The organism is Streptomyces daliensis, from assembly GCF_054782395.1.
The window spans coordinates 202,804-218,843 of the sequence record NZ_BAAGSO010000088.1 but is presented as its reverse complement, the minus strand read 5'-3'; the positions used below and the strand labels follow the sequence as shown (position 1 = coordinate 218,843).

The 16,040-nt window shown below is 72.7% G+C and carries 17 protein-coding genes; 7 read left to right on the top strand and 10 right to left on the bottom strand.

The window, feature by feature from the left end; genetic code table 11:
* Positions 1–215: 215 nt before the first annotated feature.
* From ACYVOO_RS20415 to ACYVOO_RS20400, 4 genes are all read right to left on the bottom strand, one after another.
* Complete coding sequence (locus ACYVOO_RS20415; RefSeq protein WP_461017085.1) at positions 216–1,478, bottom strand: hypothetical protein; 1,263 nt, start codon at positions 1,476–1,478, stop codon at positions 216–218.
* A 73-nt stretch (positions 1,479–1,551) separates the two neighbouring features.
* On the bottom strand, positions 1,552–2,058 hold the full coding sequence (locus tag ACYVOO_RS20410; RefSeq protein WP_461017084.1) for a hypothetical protein: 507 nt from the start codon (positions 2,056–2,058) through the stop codon (positions 1,552–1,554).
* A gap of 251 nt (positions 2,059–2,309) precedes the next feature.
* A complete protein-coding gene (locus ACYVOO_RS20405) occupies positions 2,310–2,474 on the bottom strand; it encodes a hypothetical protein (protein ID WP_461017083.1) in 165 nt (54 codons plus the stop codon).
* On the bottom strand, positions 2,475–2,891 hold the full coding sequence (locus ACYVOO_RS20400; RefSeq protein ID WP_461017082.1) for a hypothetical protein: 417 nt from the start codon (positions 2,889–2,891) through the stop codon (positions 2,475–2,477).
* A gap of 369 nt (positions 2,892–3,260) precedes the next feature.
* Between ACYVOO_RS20400 and ACYVOO_RS20395 the strand changes: the two genes are divergently transcribed.
* The 3 genes from ACYVOO_RS20395 (at position 3,261) to ACYVOO_RS20385 (ending at position 6,991) form a co-directional block, all read left to right on the top strand.
* Positions 3,261–4,502 (top strand): phospholipase D-like domain-containing protein, encoded by a 1,242-nt coding sequence (locus ACYVOO_RS20395; protein WP_461017081.1) that lies wholly within the window; start codon positions 3,261–3,263, stop codon positions 4,500–4,502.
* A 177-nt stretch (positions 4,503–4,679) separates the two neighbouring features.
* On the top strand, positions 4,680–5,654 hold the full coding sequence (locus tag ACYVOO_RS20390; protein ID WP_461017080.1) for a terpene synthase family protein: 975 nt from the start codon (positions 4,680–4,682) through the stop codon (positions 5,652–5,654).
* A gap of 35 nt (positions 5,655–5,689) precedes the next feature.
* Positions 5,690–6,991 (top strand): cytochrome P450, encoded by a 1,302-nt coding sequence (locus tag ACYVOO_RS20385; RefSeq protein WP_461017079.1) that lies wholly within the window; start codon positions 5,690–5,692, stop codon positions 6,989–6,991.
* 43 nt (positions 6,992–7,034) lie between these two features.
* Here ACYVOO_RS20385 and ACYVOO_RS20380 read toward each other — a convergent pair whose 3' ends face one another.
* A complete protein-coding gene (locus tag ACYVOO_RS20380; protein WP_461017078.1) occupies positions 7,035–7,964 on the bottom strand; it encodes an NmrA family NAD(P)-binding protein in 930 nt (309 codons plus the stop codon).
* 160 nt (positions 7,965–8,124) lie between these two features.
* On the opposite strand from ACYVOO_RS20380, the gene ACYVOO_RS20375 reads away from it, so the two are divergent.
* Both ACYVOO_RS20375 and ACYVOO_RS20370 read left to right on the top strand, forming a co-directional pair.
* A complete protein-coding gene (locus ACYVOO_RS20375) occupies positions 8,125–8,730 on the top strand; it encodes a TetR/AcrR family transcriptional regulator (RefSeq protein ID WP_461017077.1) in 606 nt (201 codons plus the stop codon).
* A 64-nt stretch (positions 8,731–8,794) separates the two neighbouring features.
* Positions 8,795–9,523: a formylglycine-generating enzyme family protein gene (locus tag ACYVOO_RS20370; protein WP_461017076.1), complete on the top strand. Its 729-nt coding sequence runs from the start codon at positions 8,795–8,797 to the stop codon at positions 9,521–9,523.
* A gap of 32 nt (positions 9,524–9,555) precedes the next feature.
* Here the strand turns inward: ACYVOO_RS20370 and ACYVOO_RS20365 are convergent, their stop codons facing one another.
* Complete coding sequence (locus ACYVOO_RS20365) at positions 9,556–10,323, bottom strand: sulfite exporter TauE/SafE family protein (RefSeq protein WP_461017075.1); 768 nt, start codon at positions 10,321–10,323, stop codon at positions 9,556–9,558.
* A gap of 296 nt (positions 10,324–10,619) precedes the next feature.
* Between ACYVOO_RS20365 and ACYVOO_RS20360 the strand changes: the two genes are divergently transcribed.
* The gene (locus tag ACYVOO_RS20360) at positions 10,620–11,819 is read left to right on the top strand and encodes an AAA family ATPase (RefSeq protein ID WP_461017289.1); all 1,200 of its coding nucleotides are present in this window, start codon (positions 10,620–10,622) and stop codon (positions 11,817–11,819) included.
* Positions 11,820–11,880: 61 nt separating this feature from the next.
* A complete protein-coding gene (locus ACYVOO_RS20355) occupies positions 11,881–13,539 on the top strand; it encodes a VWA domain-containing protein (RefSeq protein ID WP_461017074.1) in 1,659 nt (552 codons plus the stop codon).
* A 129-nt stretch (positions 13,540–13,668) separates the two neighbouring features.
* Here ACYVOO_RS20355 and ACYVOO_RS20350 read toward each other — a convergent pair whose 3' ends face one another.
* The 4 genes from ACYVOO_RS20350 to ACYVOO_RS20335 form a co-directional block, all read right to left on the bottom strand.
* Entirely contained in the window at positions 13,669–14,544 is an 876-nt protein-coding gene (locus ACYVOO_RS20350) for a LysR family transcriptional regulator (protein WP_461017073.1), read from the bottom strand.
* On the bottom strand, positions 14,529–14,909 hold the full coding sequence (locus ACYVOO_RS20345) for a hypothetical protein (RefSeq protein ID WP_461017072.1): 381 nt from the start codon (positions 14,907–14,909) through the stop codon (positions 14,529–14,531). Before ACYVOO_RS20345 ends, ACYVOO_RS20350 begins: the two co-directional genes overlap by 16 nt.
* A 49-nt stretch (positions 14,910–14,958) precedes the next feature.
* Positions 14,959–15,708 carry an SDR family oxidoreductase gene (locus ACYVOO_RS20340; protein WP_461017071.1) on the bottom strand — a complete coding sequence of 250 codons (750 nt, stop codon included), beginning with the start codon at positions 15,706–15,708 and terminating at the stop codon, positions 14,959–14,961.
* 242 nt (positions 15,709–15,950) lie between these two features.
* Positions 15,951–16,040, bottom strand: a 90-nt coding sequence (locus ACYVOO_RS20335) for a TerD family protein (RefSeq protein ID WP_461017288.1), incomplete at its 5' end; no start/stop codon positions are given.

Below are 16,040 nucleotides of genomic sequence, written 5' to 3'. Positions count from 1 at the left end.
CCCTGGCGGCGCGGCCACCGCTCCGGCACCCGGGCGTGGACGTCTGGCGGCAGCACCCACGCCGATTCCGGCCTGGGGGACGGGAAGGGCTTCGGGGGTGACGCCCCTGGGGATCACGGGGCGGGCAGTTGCGGAAGCGGAGGCGGCTGCGGGGGTGGAAGCGGAGGCGGGGGCTTCTGAGCCGGACACCGCACCCCGCGCCGGAGGCGGCCGGGTTACCGCTCGGCCGTCTCCGGCAGTCGCAGGCCGTGGCAGTCGCGCAGCTCGCTCTGGGACTTCGCGAAGGCGGTCAGCGCCTTGCGCATCTCCTTCTCGCTGTACCGGCTCTTGTCCAGCGCGCGGTCCTCGCTGTCCGAGTCGTCCTTCTCCCTGTCCACCCACAGCTCGAACCCGGCGGGTCTGCCCTCGCATGTGGCGGTGGCCCAGCCCCTCTCGCCGGTCAGCCACGGGGTGACGGCACGCGTGCCGCCCTCGCCGTCGGAGGTGCCGTCCATACGCGCCTGCCGCTGCATCCGCGCGGGTACCCAGTCCCCGTACCACGCGTTCAGCTCCAGCACCGTCCGCTGAGGGTCGCCGTCCCCGTTCTCGCCGCTCGGGCGGACGGCGCAGCTCACCATGGGCGCGGGGCTGTCGGGCGTCCCCATCTCCACCGTCCAGCCGTCGCCCTGGAGCGGGCCGCGTGCCAGCGCCGCACAGGCGGTGCCCGCCGTGCCGACGGGGCGGACGGTCTTCGCCGCCACGTTCTCGGCGGGCACCGGAAGCGGCTCGCTGTCGCAGCCGAGCTTCTCGGACGCCTTGTTGGCGAGCGCGACGCCGGGACGCAGCAACCGCACGGGGTCCCTGTCCAGGCCGCCGCCGTGGACCTCGACCACGAGGCGGGCGGCGCGGCCCGTGGCGTCCTCGCCGAGGCCGGGGCAGGAGGGGGTGAGCACGATGCCGGTCAACGTGCTCTCGAAGCCGGGCAGTCCCGCGGGCAGTGCGGCACGCGGACGGCCGCCGTCGTCGGCGAAGTGCCGCACCAGTTCGGCGTCCACGTCGTCACGGCTGGTGACGGCCTCGACCTCGACGACCCGCCCCCGCTCCACGGTCGTCACCTCGCAGTGGTAGCGGCCGAGTTGGGCGTCCGTGTGCGACTCGGAGGAGGCCAGGTGCTCGTCCGGGTCGCCGGAGAGGGCGCGCAGGGAGTCCAGGCCGCCCTCCGGCAGCCCTTCGTCGCAGGCGCCGGACTCGATCGCCAGGTCCTTGACCGTGGGGGCCGCGAGCCATCCGGCGGCGCCGAGCACGAGCACGCAGACGGCGGCCCAACCGGCGATCCGCTTGCGGCGCCGTCGCCGGTCGCTCTCGTCCTGGAGTACGCGCCAGCGCTCGCGCTGCTCGTCCGAGTACGCGAAGACACCGGCCTGTCGGGACGACGCCTCCGTCTTCTCCGACTCCCCCGACGCCTCCGACTCCCCCGTCACTTCAGCATCACCCGTCACCCGGGCACCGTATCCCAGCTCGCACACCTGCCCGATAGCGCTTGTGGGGCGGAGGCTCAGGCCAGGAGGGCTCCTACCTGAAGCTCCTCAGCCACTTGCGCGACTGGTAGACCCCCGCGGCCAGGGCGATGACGCCGAAGCACATCCACATGAGGGAGGCCAGGACCGCGCCCACACCGGTCTCCCGGAACACACCCGGGCTGCCCACCATGTTCTCCGTCACGTCCAGTTTTCTGCCGTCCGGGTAGTCACCGGCGTTCTCCAGGGTTCCGCTCCTGCGGTCCGCTGCCTCCCCGCCCCGGGGCACGAAGCCGCCGTCGCACTCGTAGTCGGAGTTCTTGCTGCTGGGGTTGTTGTCGGTGCAGTACGCCACGGTGAACGTGCCCCGCTCGCCTGCCAGTCCCGTGGCCTGCGCCCCCTGGACGACGTTGACGACGACGGCCGCGGCACCGCCCACCGTGAGTACGAACCCGAACAGCAGCCCCAGCACCCGCCATCCCCACGCGGGCCTCTTCTTTCCGCGCTGCTCCGTGTCCTTGTCCCTCGTGTTCGCCGACTCGCGCGCTGTCTCAGTGGTCACCCGAGCACCCTAGAGGGCGAGCCGGGCGCGGCGCCCCGTCACCCCATGACGGTCTTCGGTATCACTTCCGCCAGGTCAGCGGCCAGGTCGCGCGCCACCGCGACAGGGTGGTACTGCACGAAGAGGTGTCCTCCCGGATAACCGCGGGACGTGAACGGCGCGGTGGTGTGTCCTCGCCACGGAGCCAGCTCTCCGGAGCGAACTGCCCTCGGCCTGGTCCAGCGCCCGTAAGGTGCGCGCCGCGACTGCGGCTACGGCTCGGGCGTCAGGCGGACGGGCAGGCGGGTGACGTCGTTGCCGATGTCGATGTCGGCTGTCACGAAGTGCAGGGGCAGATGCATGAGCGGCGAGTGGAGCCGCAGCGTCTCCTCAACGGCGTCCGGCCAGCGGGACGGGTCGTTCCGGAGAACGGCCAACTACCCGGGGTGGGCGAGGAGTTCCCGCACCGCGTGGTCCAGGAGCGCGACGGTGGCCTCGCTTCCGACGCCGGTCATGAGGATGAGCGTCGAGACCAGCGCGGACTCGCTGAGCCGGTGGTGGTCGTGGCCGTCGCTGGTGAACATGGACCGCACGTCGACGAAGCTGTAGAGCCAGGCCACGGCACCTGGCACATAGCCGGGCCAGGACTTCCGGGCGTCCTTGGAGACGTGGGGGTGGGTGAGCAGCCGCCGGGCGATGTCGCCGCGGGTGACGGACCAGGCGATGACGTCGCCCGGCAGCCGGACGCGGACGGCGGGTCCGGCCGCGCGGAGTTCGTCGGCCTGCTCGTGCAGTCGCGGAGCTCCGGCGCTCTCCAGCGTGACGGGTCCGGGTTCGGATCCGGTGCGGATCACGGGGTCCGGTGCCTGTGCCTGTGCGGGGGTCGCTCATGCGGTGCCTCCTCGGGTGGTGCGGGTCACGGCGGGGCGACCGGGCCGGGCCCGGTGCCGGCCCTGGCCGCGGAGGCGCTGGAGACAGGCGGTGCTGCCCCGCACGGTAGGCGCGGCACCGGGCCACTCGGCGGGAACGTACAGGCGCCTGCGCGGGCCGCACGGCCACACATGAAGCGCCGCGGACGTACGCTTCCGGCCCATCCGCACCGGAGGCCCCAGAGTGCGCATGCCCCGTACAGGCAGCCCCCCGTTCCGGCGTACAGTCGGTTCGCCCCGGGCCGCGCAGGTCCCGGTGGTCTCAGGCTTTCGGGACCCCCAGCAGGAGCTGCCATGGCCACAGCGCGGGAACAGCCGGACTGCTCACCAGCCCTCCCAGGGCAGCGGACCGGGGACGGGCCGCCCGACGCGTCGCGCGCCGCGGACCGTCAGCGGCGCATCCGCCGCCGCCTGGAGCGGCTGATCGGCATCGCCGCGACCGAGGGCAACGAACTGGTCCCGCTGCGCAACGGCGACGAGATCTTCCCCGCCATGCTGGACAGTGTGCGGGCCGCCGAGCACACCGTCGACATGATGACCTTCGTGTACTGGCGCGGCGACATCGCCCGGCAGTTCGCCGAGGCGCTGGCCGAGCGCGCCCGCGCTGGCGTGCGGGTGCGGCTGCTGCTCGACGGCTTCGGCAGCAGGCCCATCGAGCAGCGGCTGCTGGACCTGATGGAGCGGGCCGGGGTCGCGGTCGCCTGGTTCCGCAAGCCCGCGCGGCTCTCGCCGTTGAAGCAGAACCACCGCTGCCACCGCAAGGTCCTGGTGGTCGACGAGGCCACCGCGTTCACCGGCGGGGTCGGCATCGCGGAGGAGTGGTGCGGCAACGCCCGTAACGAGCACGAGTGGCGCGACACCCACGTCCGGGTACGCGGCCCTGCGGTGGACGGCATCGCCGCCGCGTTCGCGCAGAACTGGGCCGAGTGCCACGACGAACTCTTCGACGAACGGGACCGGTTCATCGAGCACTCCGCCAGCGGCCGGTCCGTCGTCCAGGTGGTGCGCGGCTCGGCCAGCTTCGGCTGGCAGGACATGCAGACCCTGCTGCGCGTGCTCCTGGAGTCGGCCGAGGAGCGCGTCCGCATCGCCACCGCCTACTTCGCGCCCGACGCCTTCTTCGTCGGCCTGCTGTGCGCGGCGGCCCGGCGCGGTGTCACCGTCGACATCCTGCTGCCAGGACCGCACACGGACAAGCGGGTCTGCCAGCTCGCGGGGCAGCAGCACTACGAGGAGCTGCTGGCCTGCGGGGTGCGGATATGGCAGTACCAGCCCACGATGATGCACGCCAAGGTCATCACGGTGGACCAGGTGGTCTCCCTCGTCGGCTCGTCGAACGTCAATCGGCGCTCCCTCGACCACGACGAGGAGGTCTCGCTCGCGGTGCTGGACGAGTCGTTCACGGGGGAGCTGGACGCGCACTTCGAGGAGGATCTGGCCGTCAGCGAGCTGATCCGGCCGGGGAGATGGAAGCGGCGGCCGGTCGCCCAGCGGCTGCTGGAGGGCGCTGTGGCCCCCATCCGCCGCTTCCTCTGAACCGGTTCAACAATGGCCGGTCCGTGAGGATCGGCCTCGCGTCCTCCCTCGTTAGCATCGCTCTGCCGAACCGACGGGGGTTGCTGAAGTCCCGCGAGCACTGGGCCCGGTCCGCCCCCGACACCGCGACCCCGATCCCCCGCACAGGGCGGACGGGGATCTGGAGGAGGACCCCTGATGCGGCCCGGACTGACGCCCTACGCCCAGCAGTTCACCCCCGGCACACTCGACCCGCGGGCGATCGCCGGGGCGACGGAGTGGGCCCGCGGGTTCGGCGCGGACAACCCCCGTGTCCTGCGCTACATGACCTTCTTTCCGTGGGTCCACCCGGACATCGTCCCGGAGCGGCAGGAGATCCTCGCGAAGATCTACGCCTTCTACCGCTTCTACGACGACTTCAACGATTCACTCCACTCCGACCTCCGCACCAGCCGCACCGTCGCCAACCGGATGATCGGCATCCTCGACGGCGAGAAGCCCGCTCCGGACGCCGCCGCGGTCCTGTGGATGTTCCACGGTCTGTGGCGGGAGCACGAGGAGGTGTGCCCGCCGGAGTTCCTCGCCCGCACCTCCTCCCACTGGCGCCACTATTTCGCCACCCAGAGCAACTACCACGCGATGCGCAAGCCGGACTACCCGTGGGACCTGGCGGACTATCTGAGTCTGCGGATCGACAACGGCGGGCTGCATGTGGCCATCTCCCAGGGCGAGCTGGCCAACACCGTCCACATACCGGCGCACCTCTACCGCATGCCCTCCCTCGTCACCATGCGGCGCCTGACGTACTACTGCGTCATCCTGACCAACGACCTGTACTCGGCGCTGCGCGACGAGAAGACCGGCGACCACCGCAACCCCGTCGCGCAGCACATGCGGCACGAGCACGTCGGCCGGGAGAAGGCCTTCGCGTTCGTCCAGGACCTCCTCTTCGAGTACAGCGCGCGGCTCCACCGCATGCCGGAAGCGCTCGAACACGAGATGGAACTGCTGGAGCTGACGGGCGAGGAGCGCGCGGTGGCGCGGACCGCGGGGCGCAACTGCCTGAACCACAGCGACGGTTACGAGGCGTGGGCCAGCCACAACGAGCCGCATCTCGCCACGCCCGACGCCGACCCCGGCATCGCGCTGCGCCCTCTGGCGGACGTGCCGTGAGTACCGTCCCGTCGGCGGCGCCGCACGGGCATGCCGTGAGCCCGATCCCCACCGTTCCCGGCGCCCTGCCCCTCCTCGGACACACCGCCCGCCTCGCGGCCGGCCCGCTGGCGTTCCTGGAGGCGCAGCGCCGTCAGGGCGACATCACCCGCATCCGGCTCGGCCGCCGCCCCGCGTATCTGCTGAACCATCCCGGTCTGGTGCGTGCTCTGCTCACCGCGCCGACGCGCCAGTTCGACCGGGGCGACATCTTCCGCGAGGGGCGCGGTCTGCTCGGGGAGGGGCTCGCGGTCGCCGACGGGGAGCACCATCTGACGCGTCGGCGCACCGTCCAGCCGCTGTTCCAGAAGTCCCGGCTGCCCGACCACTTTCCGGCCATGGCCGAGCACGCCACGGCCCGTGCCCGGTCCTGGCGCGCTGGACAGCGCTTCGCGCTGAACGCGGAGATGACCGACCTCGCGCTGACGGTCATCTCCCACACCCTGTTCGGCGCCCCGCTGTCCGACCACGATCTGCGCACGATCCGCCGTCACCTGCCGGGCTTCTTCCAGGGCGTCGCCTACCGGGGCTACGGCCCGCGCGCCCTGCTCGACGGCGTGCCGACCCCCGAGCGGGCCCGCTACCGCGCCGCCGTGACGACGTTGCGCGCGATGTTCGAGAAGCTCGTCGCCGCGCACCGCGACAGCCCCGCCCTGGCGGCCATCGGCGAGGGCGCCGACGAAGCGCAGCTCGTGGACGACGTCGCCTCCCTCGTCACCGGAGCCCACACCACCGCCAGCACGGCAGCGTGGGTCTTCCACCTCCTCGACCGCCACCCCGATGTCCGCGCGCGGGTCCGCGAGGAGGCCGACACCGTCGTGGGCGACCGGGACGTGCGCCCCGACGACATACCCCGCCTCACCTACACGGGGCACGTGCTCACCGAGACGCTGCGCTACTACCCGCCGGTCTGGCTCTTCCCTCGTCGCGCCACCGTTCCCGTGACGCTGGGCGGCCACGAGTTCCCCGCGGGGACGCAGCTCTTCTACAGCCCCTACGTCATCCACCGGGACCCCCGCTTCCACCCCCGTCCCACCGTCTTCGACCCCGGCCGCTGGACCGGGGCCCGCGCGGGAGCGTCGCCGCACCGCACCGCCTACCTTCCCTTCGGCGCGGGCGTCCACGGGTGCCCCGGCGGGGACTACGCGCTGGCGGAGCTGGTGCTCCTCGTCGCGGCGGTCGGACGGCGATGGCACCTCCGGCCCGACGCCCGTGCCGTGCCCCGCCCCAGGACCATCCTCGCGCCCTCCCCCGTCACCGTCACCGTCGAGCCGCGCGCCGCCGCGCGGACGGTCTGACGGGACCGTGCCTCGACGGCACGATGGTGTGGCGGTGCGGTGGTCACCCGTCCGACGCCGGCGCCTCCGGGGTCAGGTACCGCTCGGCCCACCGCGCGAAGCCGGTGAGCGGGATGCCCAGGGCCCGCGCGTCCTCGGGGCGTGCGGGCTGGCCGACCTCGTTCAGCCACGCGTGCGAGGCGACGAACTCCGGCGCCCCGGCGGCCAGCGCCTCGTCCACCGTCATGGAGGGGGCGGTCAGCTCGACGCCCAGCGCGTGGGAGAGGACTTCGGCGACGCGGGTCATGGGCGCCCGCTCGCTGGCCAGTTCCAGCTCGACCCCGTGGAAGCGCTCCGGGTCGGCGAAGGCCGCGGCGGCAGCGGCACCGATGTCGTCGACGGCGACGAGCGCCAGCACGGTATCGGGCCTGATGACGGTCACCAGGCCGCCTTCGGGACCCTTCGGGAGCAGATAAGTGCCGGGGAGGAGGTTCTCCATGAAGAAGCCCGGCTTGAGGAGGGTCCAGCGCCGGAAGCCCGCCTCGCGGACCCGGTCCTGGATCGCGCTCTTGGTCTCGAAGTAGTGCTCCATCGACGCCCAGCGGCCCTCGTCCCAGCCGGGCACCTCGCGGTGCTGCCCGGCGCCGGAGACGGAGGTGTGCACGAACTGGGCCACTCCCGCCTCGCGTGCGGCGTCGACGAGGTTGCGGCCCTGCACCCACTCGGAGTCGCCCTGGAGGTCCGCCAGGTCGGGCAGTTGCACGGAGAAGACGGCGCGGGCACCCTCGGCGGCCCGGCGCACGGAGTCGAGGTCGAGGAGGTCGCCGGTCACCAGCTCGGCGCCCAGCGCCGCGACCGCGCGGGCACGTTCGGTGGACGGGTCGCGTACCAGGGCCCGTACGGGCACGTCCGCCGCGAGCAGCGCACGCGCTGTGGCGCCGCCCTGCTGACCGGTGGCGCCTGTGACCAGGACGGGTGCGGGATCTGTGGGCATGGGTGCTCCTCGGATGGTGTGCGCCGTGGGACGGCGGGCGGAACGCGCGGCAGTCCGGCAGGAGTTGACTGCGGACCCTTAAACGGCGGGGCCCGCCACTTACCGTTCCGCTACGATACGGAGGACCCCGCCACTTAGCAACCCGCCCGGAGGTGACGCCATGCCCGCGCAGTCCACGGAGTCCACGCATTCGACGCGGCCCGCACAGCCCGCACAGCGTGCGGACGCCCGTCGCAACTACGCGCGCATCCTCGCCGTGGCCGTGGACGAGGTCGCCGCGCACGGCGCCGACGCCTCCCTGGAGCAGATCGCCCGCACGGCGGGCGTCGGATCGGCCACCGTGCGCCGCCACTTCCCCAGCCGCTGCGCACTGCTGGAGGCCGTCTTCCAGGAGCGGATCCAGGGCCTGTGCGCACGCGCCCACGAGCTGTCCGGGGCACGGAATGCACGGACCGCGCTGCTGGAGTGGCTGAGCGCGCTCACCGTCTACGCCGCCGACGCGCGAGGGCTAGCCACAGCCCTGACCAGGGAAGGGACGGACGAGCAGGGCCACCCCAGCACCTGCGCGACGCGGTTGGGCGAGGCGGGCGAGCCGCTGCTGCGACGCGCGGCGCGGGCCGGAGCGGTGGCGCACGGCGTAACCGTCCCGGATCTGCTCACGCTGATCGCGGGCATCGTGCTGGCCACCGAGCACCTCCCGGACCCCGCCGCCGAGGCGGACCGCCTGCTCGGCCTGGCCATGGCGGGGATCAGTCCGCGAGGATGACGGCGAGTCACGGGTCGCAGGTCACAGGTCGCAGGTCACAGGTCACGACACACGAGGAGTCGCGGTGAGCCCTGAAACGGCACCTTCCCGGGCGGCCGAAGAGGAGCTGGTGAGCATTCCGGCGGGCGAGATCGTCCTGCGGGACGAGGGCACGAGGACGGAGTGGAAGGCCGAGGTCCCGGCGTTCCGGCTGGCGCCGTACCCGGTCACGCGCGAGCTGTACCTCGCCGTCCGTGGCGAGGCACCGTCGAGCGGCACGGGCCCCACGAGCGGCGCTGACCTCACGAGCGGCGGCGGGCCGCGGACGCCGGTGACCGAGGTGTCCTGGATGGACGCTCTACGGTTCTGCGACCTGCTCTCGCGCGAGGCGGGCCTCACTCCGTGCTACGTGACGGGCGACGACCCGGATGCGCTCGACGTCGTCCGCGACGAGGCCGCCGACGGCTACCGCCTTCCCACCGAGGCCGAGTGGGAGTACGCGTGCCGCGCCGGGACCCCGGACGTGCGCTACGGAGAGCTGGACGAGAGCGCCTGGCACCGCGGGAACTCCGGTGACCGGGTGCACGACGTCGCCACGAGGGCGCCGAACGCGTGGGGCCTGCACGACATGATCGGCAACGTGTGGGAGTGGTGCTGGGACCTCTACGATCCCGCCGTCTACGGCCCGTACCGCGTCTTCCGGGGCGGTGGCGCCTACGACCACCCCCGGGCGTGCCGTGCCTCGTGCCGCCGCAAGAGCCACCCGACCTTCCGCATCGACGACCTCGGTTTCCGCCTCGCCCGCTCCGTGTGAGCTGTGAGCGGGGGCGCGACGCCCGGGCCGCGTCAGCCCAGCACCAACTGGGCGATGGCCGCGCCGCCGACCACCACGATCAGGCAGCGCAGCAGCACAGGGCTGAGACGGCGGCCCACCGTGGCACCGAGCCGCCCGCCCACGGCGGATCCGGCCGCGAGCAGGGCGACGGCCGTCCAGTCGAAGTCCGCCCGCCAGAGGAAGAACAGCGCGGCGACACCGTTCACGACGGCGACGAGCACGTTCTTGACGGCGACGAGCCGCTGCATGGGTTCGTCGAGCAGCGTGCCCATCAGGGAGATGTAGATGATGCCCTGGGCCGCCGAGAAGTAGCCGCCGTAGACGCTGGCCAGCCCCACCCCCGCCAGCAGCCCTGGACCACCGTGCGCCGACAGGGGGCGCCCGGTGCGTGCGCGGCGCCGCCGCACGGCGCGGCTGATGCGCGGCTGGAGGACGATGAGGAGCAGCGCGAGCCCGACCAGGACCGGCACGATCATCTCGAACGCGGCGGCGGGCAGTGCCAGCAGCAGCACGGCACCGGCGAGCCCGCCGAGCACCGCGCCCGCCGTCAGCCTGAGGATGAGGCGGCGCTGCCCGCGGAGTTCCTTGCGGTAGCCGATGGCTCCGCTGACCGAACCGGGCACCAGGCCCAGCGCGTTGGAGACCGTCGCGGTGACGGGTGGCAGGCCGACGGCCAGCAGGACGGGGAACGTGATCAGTGTGCCCGAGCCGACGACGGTGTTGACGGCTCCGGCCCCGAGTCCCGCGGCGAGGACCGCGCACATCTCCCACACCGTCACGCCGCGCCCTCCCGCACCGGGCGGAACGGGGCGAGGGCGAGGGTGAGGGCAAGGGCGGGCCGAACGGTGGTCGTGGGCGTGCCGCCCCGATGTGCGAGATCCATGGCAGCGATCGTACGGAGGTGACACTTCGGTGGCGGCCGAAGTGTCCCCGTCGCCGGGTATCTTGCTCGGGCGACGGGCCGTTCCGGGAACGGCCCGGGGTCACCGCTCCACAGGGCGTCACAGGCAAGGATCCGCACATGGGCGCACACGACGCGCAGGGTACGCACGGCAGACAGGAGACGCGGGACGCGCTGGACGCACCCGACCCGCAGGGGACGTCCAAGCAACTGCGGGCGATCAGCGACGAGTTGTCGGGCCGCTTCTACGAGCGGGCCGACGTGGTGCGGACGCTGCTGGTGACACTGCTGGCCGGACAGCACTCGCTGGTGCTCGGTCCGCCGGGAACGGCGAAGTCCGAGCTGGCCAGGGAGCTGACGGGCAGGATCGAGGGCGCGTCCTACTGGGAGATCCTGCTGTCCAAGTTCACGGCGCCGACGAGGATGTTCGGCCCCGTCGACGTCGCCGCGCTGGCCAGGGGCGAGTACCGCCAGATCTACGACGGCCGCGCCACGACCGCGCATGTCGCGTTCATCGACGAGATCTTCAAGTGCTCGACGGCGGCACTGAACGAGACCCTGGGCTACCTCAACGAGCGGATCTACCACCCCGAGAGCGGCGGCGCACCGATCCGCTGCCCCCTGATCGGTGCCATCACGGCGAGCAACGAACTGCCCGCGGGAGAGGACACGGCCGCGATCTACGACCGGCTGCTGGTGCGGATCGAGGTCGGGTACCTGGCGGACCCGTCGAACTTCGCCGCGCTGATCCGCTCCGCCGTCGGCCGCCCGACGGCACCGGCCCGTACCACCGTCGAACTGGCCGCGTTGCGGCACGCCGTGACCGAGGCCGTCCCGGCCGTGGACGTCCCCGACGGGATCGTGGACGCGGTGTGCACACTGCGCGCCGCGCTGCGCCGCAAGGAACTCATCGCCTCCGACCGCCGCTGGCGGCAGGCGGTGGGCCTGCTCCAGGCTTCCGCTTACCTCGACGACCGCACGGCGGTCGCCGAGACCGACCTGTCGGTGCTGACGCATGTGCTGTGGGACTCCCCTGCCGAGCGGCCGACCGTCGAGCGCGAAGTGCTGCAACTGGTCAACCCCGACGCCAAGGAAGCGCTCGATCTGGCCGACGCCATCGAGGAGTTGGAGGCCCAGCTCGACGCCATGGCCGGGCAGTCCCGCGAGGCGCTGAGCGAGTGGGTCATCACGAAGGCCCATCACACGCTGGCCACGGCGGGGAAGCGTCTGGAGAAGCTGCGCGCGGAGGCGGCCGGCGCCGGGCGCTCCACCGCCGCCGTCGACCGTGTCATCGGCCGCCAGCGCGCCGTCCGCACCCGCGTGCTCACCGAGGCCCTCGGCCTGGACGCGAGCATGGTGCAGTCCCAGCTCTGAGCGACGGCGGGAGCGCGACGGGGCGGTACGGGTGTGAAGGTGACGGGACGGGAGCGGGGCCATGGACGGGACACCGGGCGAGCGCGACGAGCGGACGGACGGGGCCGCCGCGCCGACGAGCGGGGCCGGGGCGTGGCAGGGTCCGTCCGCCGAGCCTGCCGGGCGGCACACCAGGGCCGTGGTCGCGGACCGCTCGGACCGGAACGTGTGGGGTGACCTCTACGCACGGTCGGCCGCGCTGCGCGAGCTGGCCCGGGAACTGAACGAGCACCACGACGACGCCACCGGCCTCCTCAGCGACGTGTTCCTGGCCGCCTACCAGGCCGCGCCACGGTTGCGCGAACGCGCCGAGATGGCCCCCTCCCGGCTGGCCCGCCACCGGATCGTCACCTCGCTGGTGGCATCGCCGGAGTTCGCCGAGCTGCGCCGGGAGACCGTCGGCGACCCCTACGCCGCCGCCATGGCCGTACTCGCCCGCGCCACCGAGCTGCGCCGGATGCTGGAGCGTTCCCCGGGCGGCGGGGAGCGGGCGGCGCGGGCGCCGAGGGCCCGGCGGGGCGACGGGGGCGAGGCGGCCTCCGTCGACGGGGCCGCCCCCATGGGCGGGGCACACCAACAGGCCGCCGACGGGGCCGACATGGCCGACGACAAGGGCGACGGGGCCGACGAGCACGGCGCCGTACCGCCCCCGGCCACCCCCGCCCCCGCGCGGCAACCCGCGCGAGGCGCCGCCCCGCAGGCCCCCGCGACCACGGACGCGGCACCGGGGCACCGAGCCGCCACACGCAACGCGGCGGCGAAGCACGCGGCGGCCACCCGCCATGAGGCCGCGCTGACGCGGACGTGGGGGTTCGACGCCGCCGAACTGGAGCGGCTGCCCTGGGACCAGCGCGCCCGGCTCGCGGAGCGGCTGCGTACCGGCCGACTCGCCCAGTGGGCCGAACTGATCGGCCGTTTCCGCCGGATGGCGGGCGGCGAGCGCGCCCGCAAGGTGGAGAACACGGCCGGGGAGCTGATCGGCGTCACACTCGGCGACGACCTCTCCCGCGTCATCCCCTCCGAGCTGGCCCACCTCGGTCTGCCCGCGCTGCGTGCGGTGTTCGCCGCGCGCTACGCCGCGGGAGAGCTGATGCTCTACGACCACCAGGGGGAGCAGAACACGGGACGGGGTGCCATCGTCGCGTGCGTGGACACCTCGCACTCCATGTACGCGGCGGGACCCGGCGGGGTGACCCGGGAGGCGTGGGCCAAGGCGTGCGCCCTCGCGCTGCTGGACCAGGCCCGCCACGCCCGACGTGACTTCGTCGGCATCCTGTTCTCCGCCGCCGACAAGCTCCAGGTCTTCCGCTTCCCGGCCGGCCGGCCCGCGGGCATCGCCGAGGCGCTCGACTTCGCGGAGACCTTCCTCGGCGGCGGCACCAGCTACCAGTCGCCGCTGACGGCGGCAGGTGAGCTGCTGGAGGAGGAGTTCAACGACGCGGCGCGCACGCGCGGCGACATCGTCCTGATCACCGACGACGAGTGCGGCGTCACCGAGGAATGGATGCGCGGCTGGAACGACGCCAAGCGCCTGCTGGGCTTCCGCGTCTTCGGCGTGGCCATCGGCGCCCCGCGAGCCGCCGAGACCGGCTCGGTCCTGGAGTCCCTGTGCGACAACCTCCGCACCGTCGAGGACCTCACCGACGTCCGTACCGCCGCCGACCTCTTCCGCGTGATCTGATCCGTCGGCGAGGGCGCGGTGCCTGCTGCGGCTGGGCCTCGGGCGGGACGGCGGCCGTGGCGTTCAGCGAGCCGCAGGGGTCCGGGGGTTTCGCCGACGTGAGGGCGGCTGTCGGGCGATGGTTCGTGCTCACGGCCTCACGTGGGTGAGGAAAGTGGTGCGGCTGGGGCAGGTGGTGTGGGGGAGGTAGAGCGCGTGGAGTGGCACATGGATGGGGGGTTCGAGGGTGAGGATGTGTGCTTTGCCGCCCGCGGCGGGGCCTGGTGGTGTGGTGACGAAGGCGATGTGCTGGGTGCCGATGACAGCCGTGACGGGGGGTGTGCCTTGGCGGGCGGTGCGCTCGGTGTCCGGTTCGAAACCGGCCTGGCGGCAGTGCCCGATGAGGAGGTCGGTGTAGTGGGAGTGGCCGGGGGTGCCCCAGACCATGAAGGTCTCGGTGGCGAGTTCGGGCAGCGTCACACTGGTGCGGTGGGCGAGGGGGTGGTCGGAGGCGACGGCGATGTGCAGGCGCTGGTGGCAGAGGGTAGTGCGGGTCATGCCGTGCACGGGCGTCATCCCGCGGCACAGGCCGATGTCGAGGTCACCGGCGAGGAGGGCGGCGGTCAGCTCGGAGGGGTAGCGCTGGTGGACCTCGGGGGTGATGCCGGGGTGGGTGTCGGTCACCGGGGCGAGCAGAGTGACGAGTTCGTCGCCGGTGACGGCGGGGGTGTAGCCGATACGGAGCGGCTGGGTCTCGCCGCGTCCGATGTGCCGGGCGCGGTGCAGGGCGGCGCGGGTCATGCCGTCGAGGACGCGGGCGTCCTCGATCAGGGCCGCCCCGGCGGGCAGGACGGTGACACCGGTGCTGCCGCGTTCGAGCAGGGATACGCCGACTTCGCGCTCGAGGACCTTGATGGAGGTGGACAGGGCCTGCTGGGACAGGTGGAGGCGGGCGGCGGCGCGGGTGACACTTCCTTCCTCGGCGACAGCGATCAGATGGTCGAGTTTGTTCAGGTCCAGTCGCACCTCAACTCCTCGCGGCTCGACGGTGGACGGTGGACGGTGAAGAGGTTGGCCGCCGGCGTGGCGGCCACGGCCAGACCCATGCCCAGGACGGCGCCGCCGATTCCCAGAGCGGGTGCGCTGAAGCCCAGGGCCGGCACCACGAGTGCACCAGCGGCTACCAACAGGGCGTGCCCCACGGCTCCGGTACGGGTGGCCCGGTGCAGTACCGCCAGTGTCAGGAGCGCGATCGCCACGGGGACGGCGACCACGAAGGTCAGGTCGAACAGCAGCTCCAGCGGCGTCGACGCCCGGTGCCCCCCAAGATCCCGTCCGCGCATCATGCGCCGCAGTGGTTCGGCCGGGGTGGCGTCGGCCTGGCCGCTCATCACACCTTCCCTCCGCGTTCGACAGGCGTCACCGGCCGGAAGGGATCGGTCAGCGGGTGGTGTAGCCGCCGTTGGGGAACATCGTCTGGCCGGTGAACCACCAGCCTTCGGTGGCCAGGAACCTGATGATCGGGACAATGTCCTCGATGTGGGTGAGCTGGTTGCCCATCGCCTGCGACTTGTGGAACTCCACCCGCTCCGGCGTCTCCTGCGGGTAGAAGAACGGCGTGTCCATCGGCCCCGGAGCCACCGTGTTCACGGAGATCCCACGGTCAGCGAACTCCTTGGCCGCCGCCCGGGTGAAGTGCTCCAGCGGTGCCTTGCCGCCCGCGTAGGTGGAGTAGCCGTCGGTGAAGGCGGCCAGCAGCGACGTGCCCAGGCTGATGATCTTGCCGTGGTCGTTCAGCCGTCGTCCGGCCTCCTGGATGAAGAAGTACGCCGCCTTGGCGTTGATGCCGAACATGCGGTCGTACTCTTCCTCGGTGGTCTCCAGGATCGGCTTGCGCAGCACCATCCCGGTGGTGTTGACCGCGATGTCGGCGCCTCCGTAGGTGTCCACCGCCGTGTCGAAGAGCCGCCGCACGTCGGCGACCTTCGTCAGGTCCCCCTGGACGGGGACGGCCTGCCCTCCGGCCTCCCGGATCGCCTTCACCGTCTGCTCGGCGTCGCTCTCGGAGCTGTGGTAGTGCACGACCACCTTCGCCCCGGACTCCGCGAATGTCCTGCTGATCAGCCCGCCCAGGTTCTTCTCGCCACCGCCGACGACGGCGACCTTGTCCCGCAGCGTGTACTCGGTCATGCTCCGCACTCCCTCTCGTCCTTGCTGGTGATCGGCTTGATCACGCGCTACGGACGAGCCTAGGCGGACATTCCGGGCATCGGGTAACAGAAGTTCCGGGTCGCTCCACAAACATCATCGGTACCCCCGGTCGGCGGACCGCCAGGGCCGGAGGGCGACGGTCTTTGGTGGCCTGCTCCACAGTCCGGGCGTACCGGGGCCCGGCCCGACCGGGCCGGGCCCCGGTGCTGTCTCGGCCTGGGTCAGACGTTGACGCCGAAGTCCTGCGCGATGCCGCGCAGGCCCGAGGCGTAGCCCTGGCCGACGGCGCGGAACTTCCACTCGGCGCCGTT